The sequence below is a fragment of the Falsiroseomonas sp. RANM36 genome (assembly GCF_056682175.1).
Genome location: NZ_JBWXTD010000004.1, coordinates 318,590 through 324,159 on the forward strand (window position 1 = coordinate 318,590; position 5,570 = coordinate 324,159).

The 5,570-nt window shown below is 69.3% G+C and carries 3 protein-coding genes and 2 pseudogenes; all 5 read right to left on the minus strand.

Translation table 11 applies throughout. The features are described from left to right. Window positions 1-274, minus strand: a pseudogene (locus AC1MIR_RS15295) (LysE family translocator); the annotation flags it as partial. Window positions 275-311: 37 nt separating this feature from the next. Continuing rightward, window positions 312-1,778, minus strand: a complete 1,467-nt coding sequence (locus tag AC1MIR_RS15300) for an N-acyl-D-amino-acid deacylase family protein (RefSeq protein ID WP_480029052.1) — start codon at window positions 1,776-1,778, stop codon at window positions 312-314. Window positions 1,779-1,849: 71 nt separating this feature from the next. Further along, window positions 1,850-3,583, minus strand: a complete 1,734-nt coding sequence (locus AC1MIR_RS15305) for an ABC transporter ATP-binding protein (protein WP_480029053.1) — start codon at window positions 3,581-3,583, stop codon at window positions 1,850-1,852. A gap of 93 nt (window positions 3,584-3,676) precedes the next feature. Next, window positions 3,677-5,338, minus strand: a complete 1,662-nt coding sequence (locus AC1MIR_RS15310) for a hydantoinase B/oxoprolinase family protein (RefSeq protein ID WP_480029054.1) — start codon at window positions 5,336-5,338, stop codon at window positions 3,677-3,679. Then, window positions 5,338-5,570, minus strand: a pseudogene (locus AC1MIR_RS15315) (hydantoinase/oxoprolinase family protein); the annotation flags it as partial. The gene AC1MIR_RS15310 and the pseudogene AC1MIR_RS15315, both read right to left, overlap by 1 nt.

A 5,570-nucleotide genomic window follows, 5' to 3' on the forward strand; every position in this document is an offset into this window, starting at 1 on the left:
GCGCGGGCGCTATCTCCCCGGCGCCCCAGCGCCCCCAGCGCCCGGCGACCACCTGCCGCCCGGCTGGGCGGGGGGGGCGGGCCGCCAGGGGCCCCGCCAGCCCCAGCCCGACCAGCGCGATCATCGCCGAGAAGCCGAAGGTGATGCCGAGCATGTGCGGCATCACCGCGCGGACGCCGCTGCCCGCGGCGCCGGCCGCCACCATGAGCACATTCGGCCCCGGCGTGACCGAGCCGGCGACGGCGAAGCCCAGCAGCGGCAGGAGATCGGCCATACGCCTTTATAGGTCAGTAATGCTGACCTTGCAAGCATTACCCCTTGTGGCGCGTCACCAGCCGGCCCGGTCTTTCGCCTGTTGCGCCACCCTTGTCCCCTTGGCCCGCGCGGAAGGTTGCCACGCCATTCGCCCAGACCTCCTCGATGCCGATCGAAGGGACCTTCGGATTCTCGAAGGTGGCGGCGTCGATCACGGTGGCGGGATCGAACAGCACCAGGTCGGCATAGGCGCCCTCGCGGAGCACGCCGCGATCCACGATGCCATAGGCCTCCGCGCAGCGGCCGGTCATCTTGTGGATCGCGACCTCCATGCTGAACAGGCCGAGGCCGCGGCTGTAATGCCCCAGCACGCGCGGGAAGGTGCCCCAGAGCCGCGGATGCGGATGCGCGTCATGCGGGATGCCGTCGCTGCCGATCATGGACATCGGATGCGCCATGATCCGCTGCACGTCGTCCTCGTCCATCTGGAAACTGATCTGGCCGGCGGGCAGCAGCTGCTCCGCCGCCGCCTTGATGTCGGTGTTCCAGCCGCGGGCGATCTCATGCAGGTAGCGCCCGGCCATCTCGGGATGCGGGACGGACCAGGTGATCATCACCTTCACGTCGTCGCGCAGCCGGTCCGGCATCAGCACGGTGGAGCCGGCGGGATAGGGATAGACGTCGAAGGCCAGCTGCTGCGTGCGCGCATAGGCGTCGAGCAGCGGGAGCGTCTGGATCGAGCGGCCGTAATTCTCCGGCTGCGAGCATTTGTGGTGGCTGATCTGCACCTGCACGCCCGCCCGCTTGCCGATCTCCATCGCCTCCTCGATGGCGGCGAGGATGTGGTTCGCCTCGTCACGCATATGCGTGGAATAGAGGCCGTCGAAGGGCTTCAGCGCCTCCGTGATGGCGACCACCTCGTCTGTCGTCGCATGCATGTTGGGCTTGTAGTAGAGGCCGGTGGAGAAGCCCGAGGCGCCTTCCGCCATGGACTGCTTCACCCGCTGGTGCATGTGGTGGATTTCCTTGTCCGTGGCCGGACGGTAGACGTCACCGTTCATCGCCTCGACGCGCAGCGTCTGGTTGCCCACGAGGGCATAGACGTTGACTTCCGAACCTTTCGCATTGATCTCGTGCGCGTATTCCCCGAAGTCCCCGAAGCGCCACCAGCCGCCCGCGCCCACCAGGTCCAGCGGCGGCGGCGGCTCGGTCTTGAAGCGGGCGGGCGCGAGGGAGACGCCGCAGCAGCCGCAGACCACGGTGGTCACGCCCTGGCTGGTCTTGCAGAGCGTCCCTTCCCCGCCCATCAGCACCGCGCGGTCGTCATGGGTGTGCGCGTCGATGAAGCCCGGCGCGATCGCCTTGCCGGTGGCGATCACCTCCCGGTCCGCGCTGGCGCCGCCGAGATCGCCGACGCCGACGATGCGCTCGCCGCTGACGCCGACATCGCCGACACGGCGCGGCGCGCCGGTGCCGTCGAAGATGGTGGCGTCGCGGATGATCAGGTCGCAGCGCAGGGCCATGGGGCGTTCCGTTCCGTGCAGGCGTCAACTGCGCGGGATCATGGCAAGCGACGGCGCCTTGCGGAAGGGCGTCAGGCGCCGGCCGCGGCTTCGGCCCCGAACTGCGCCGCGTGCAGGCCGCGATAGAGCCCGCCTCGGGCCAGCAGCGTCGCATGGGTCCCCTGCTCCGCGATGCCGCCATCCGCCACCACCACGATCCGGTCGGCGTCGCGGATCGTCGCCAGGCGATGCGCGATCACCAGCGTGGTGCGGCCGCGTGCGAGTTCCGTCAGCGAGGCCTGGATCGCGCGCTCCGTCTCCGTGTCCAGCGCGGAGGTCGCCTCGTCCAGGATCAGGATCGGTGGATTCTTGAGGAAGATGCGCGCGATCGCCAGGCGCTGCTTCTGGCCGCCCGAGAGCTTCACGCCGCGCTCGCCCACCACCGTGTCCAGCCCGTCCGGCAGGTCCGCGATCAGCGCATCGAGCCGGGCGCGGCGCGCGGCGTCGCGGATCTCGGCCTCGGTCGCGCCGAGGCGGCCATAGGCGATGTTCTCGCGCAGCGTGCCGGCAAACAGGAACACGTCCTGCTGCACGATGCCGATCTGGCCGCGCAGGCTCTCCATCGTCATGTCTCGGATGTCGATGCCGTCCACCGTGATGCGCCCGCGATCCGCCTCGTAGAAGCGCGGCAGCAGGGAGCAGAGCGTGGTCTTGCCGGCGCCCGATGGCCCGACCAGCGCCACCGTCTCCCCCGGCGCGATCGCGAGGTCCAGGCTCCGCAGCACCGGGCGGGCGGGATCGTAGCCGAAGGTCACGCCCTCGAACCGCACCGCGCCCTGCAGCGCCGGCGCAGGCCGCGCGCCGGGTCGGTCGGCGATATCGGGCGCGATCGCCAGCAGGTCCAGATAGCGCCGGAAGCCGGCGATGCCCTTCGGATAGGTCTCGATCACCGCGGCGATCTTGTCCATCGGCCGGTAGAACACGCCGACCAGCAGCAGGTAGGCGACGAAATCGCCGACGCTCATGCTGCCGCGCACGATGAAGAGCGAGCCCGCCAGCATCACCACCACCTGCACCAGGCGCAGCCCCAGGTAGTTCAGCGTGATGCCCGTAGCCATCAGCCGGTAGGCGTCGAGCTTGGTGCGGCGATAGCCGTCGTTGTCGGCGGCGAAGAGCCGGCGCTCATGCGCCTCGTTCGCGAAGGCCTTGACCACGCGGATGCCGCCCACGGCTTCCTCGATGCGCGCGTTGAAGGCGCCGACGCGGGCGAATTGCTGCTGCCAGTTGCCGGTCATCCGCCCGCCGTAATGCGCGATGACGAAGGCCGCGGCCGGCACGACCAGCAGCGTGATCAGCGCCAGCTCCACATTCACGTAGAGCATCAGCGCGAAGGCGCCGAGGAAGGTCAGCACCGCGATCAGCAGGTCCTCCGGCCCGTGATGCGCAACCTCCCCGATCTCCTCGAGGTCCTTGGTCAGCCGCCCGACCAGGTGCCCCGTCTTCTGCCCGTCATAGAAGCGGAAGGAGAGCTTCATCAGGTGGTCGAAGGCGCGGCGGCGCAGCTCCGTCTCGATGGCGATGCCGAGCACATGGCCCCAATAGGTCACCACCGCCATCAGCACGCCGTTGAGCACATAAACCGCCAGCAGCGCCGCGATCGCCAGGACGATCAGCGGGATGTCCTGCCCCGGCAGCAACCGGTCCACGAAGGCGCGCACCGCCATCGGGAACAGCAGCTCCAGCAGGCCCGAGGCCGCCGCGCAGCCGAAATCGAGCAGCAGCAGCCGCTTGTGCGGGCGGTAGTAGGACAGGAACTGGCGCAGCATTCCGGGGCAGGTCGGTCATCCGACCCCAGCTGTCAACTCAGGCCCGCGCGGCGGGCCGAACCCCGCCCACCGACACGCCGCGCTCCGCGACGCTCAGTCCGCGCCGTAGAGCGCCCGCGCCTGCGCCTCGCTCACCAGCCCATCCGCCACGTCGCGCGCGACTCTTGCGCGGTCGCGCTGCTTCGGATCGCCCATGCCGCCGCCGCCCGGCAGCTTCAGCAACAGGTGCCGGCCCTTGGGCACGATCTGGAAGCCCTTGGTGCGGATGCGCGTGCCGTCATCGAGGCCCACCCAGCCCGGTGCGCCGTCGCCGCCGCCCTCGCGGCCCTTCGGCGCGTTCGCCACGCGGTCGAAGGTGGCGTTGACGGCGAATTCGGCATCGCCCTTCGCGCCGATCTCCATCACCTTGCCGAAGCCGCCGCGGGTGCGGCCGGCGCCGGCGGAATCCTCGCGAAGCTGGTTCTGCCAGAAGATCACCGGCGCGACATTCTCGGTGGCCTCCACCGGCATGGTGCGCACGCCGGAGGGGAAGGCCGTGCCGTCCAGCCCGTCCTTGGTCGGGCGTGCGCCGGTGCCACCGGAGTTGAAGGTGATGATCTCGAAATCCGGCAGTTCTGCGTTGGCGCCGGAGACCTGCGCGCCGCCACGCAACGGCGGGTTCCACAGCGCCGAGGAGCCTTCCGCATTGACGCGATGCGGCACCGCCTGGTGCAGGCAGCCCATCATCAGGTCGGGCAGCAACTGGCCCACCACATGGCGCACGCTGACCGGATAGGGTCGCGGCGCGTTCAGGATGCAGCCTTCCGGGATCTCCATGCGGAAGGGCGCGAGGGAGGCCCAGTTGTTCGGGATCTCCGGCGCGACGACGCATTTGATGCCGAAGCAGGAATAGGCGCGACAATAGGCGGCGGGCACGTTGATGCCGCGGTTCGACAGGCCGGAGGTGCCGGCATAGTCCACCACGATCTCGTCGGCCTTCACCGTCATCGCGGCCTTCAGCGTCACCGGCGCCTCGTAGCCGTCCGAGCGGATCTCCGCGCGATAGGTGCCGGCGGGGATTTTTGCGATCTCCTCCAGCGTGGCCTTCAGCGATGCGTCGAAGATGTATTCGGCGAGGTCGTCGATGCTCTCCATCGCGAACTCGTCCATCATCTCCACCAGGCGCTTGGCGCCCGCGTCGTTGCAGGCGCAGAGGGAATAGACATCGCCCTCGAGCTCCACCGGCGTGCGACTGCCGGCACGGATGAAGTCGAAAAAAGTCTCGTTCGCCTGGCCGCGGTCGAAGCACTTCACGATGGGGATGTAGAGCCCTTCCTCGAAGACGCTCCGCCCCTCCGGCCCCATGCCGAGCCCGCCGACATCGATGACATGCGCCGTGTTGGCGAAGAGCCCGACGATCGTCCCGTTGCGGAAGGCCGGCGTGACGACCGTCAGGTCATGCAGGTGCCCGGTGCCGAGCCAGGGATCGTTGGTGATGTAGTGATCCCCCGGCCGCATCGTCTCCGCCGGGAATTTCTGGAGGAAGTGGCCGACGCTCTCCATCATGGAGTTGACGTGCCCCGGCGTGCCCGTGACGGCCTGCGCCAGCATGCGACCCTTGAGGTCGAAGATGCCGGCGGAAAGATCGCCCGCTTCCCGCACCGTGGTGCTGAAGGCGGTGCGGATCATGATCTGCGCCTGCTCCTCCACCACCGCGATCAGGCGGTTCCACTGGATCTGGCGCTGGATTTTTTCCAGTGCTGCGTTCGCGGCCATCAGTGGGTCCCCCGCGTCAGTTCCAGATACCCCAACCCATCCATCCGGCAGCGCCAACCCGGCCCGACCAGGGTGGAGGTCTCGTCCTCCGCCACGATGCAGGGGCCGGGAACCTCGGCGCCCGGCGCCATCGCGGAACGGTCATACACCGCCCACTCCGCGACCTCGCCGGTCGCCGTGTCGCGCACCGCCTGCACGCGCACCGACCTCGGGGCCGGCGCGTCATGCGCCG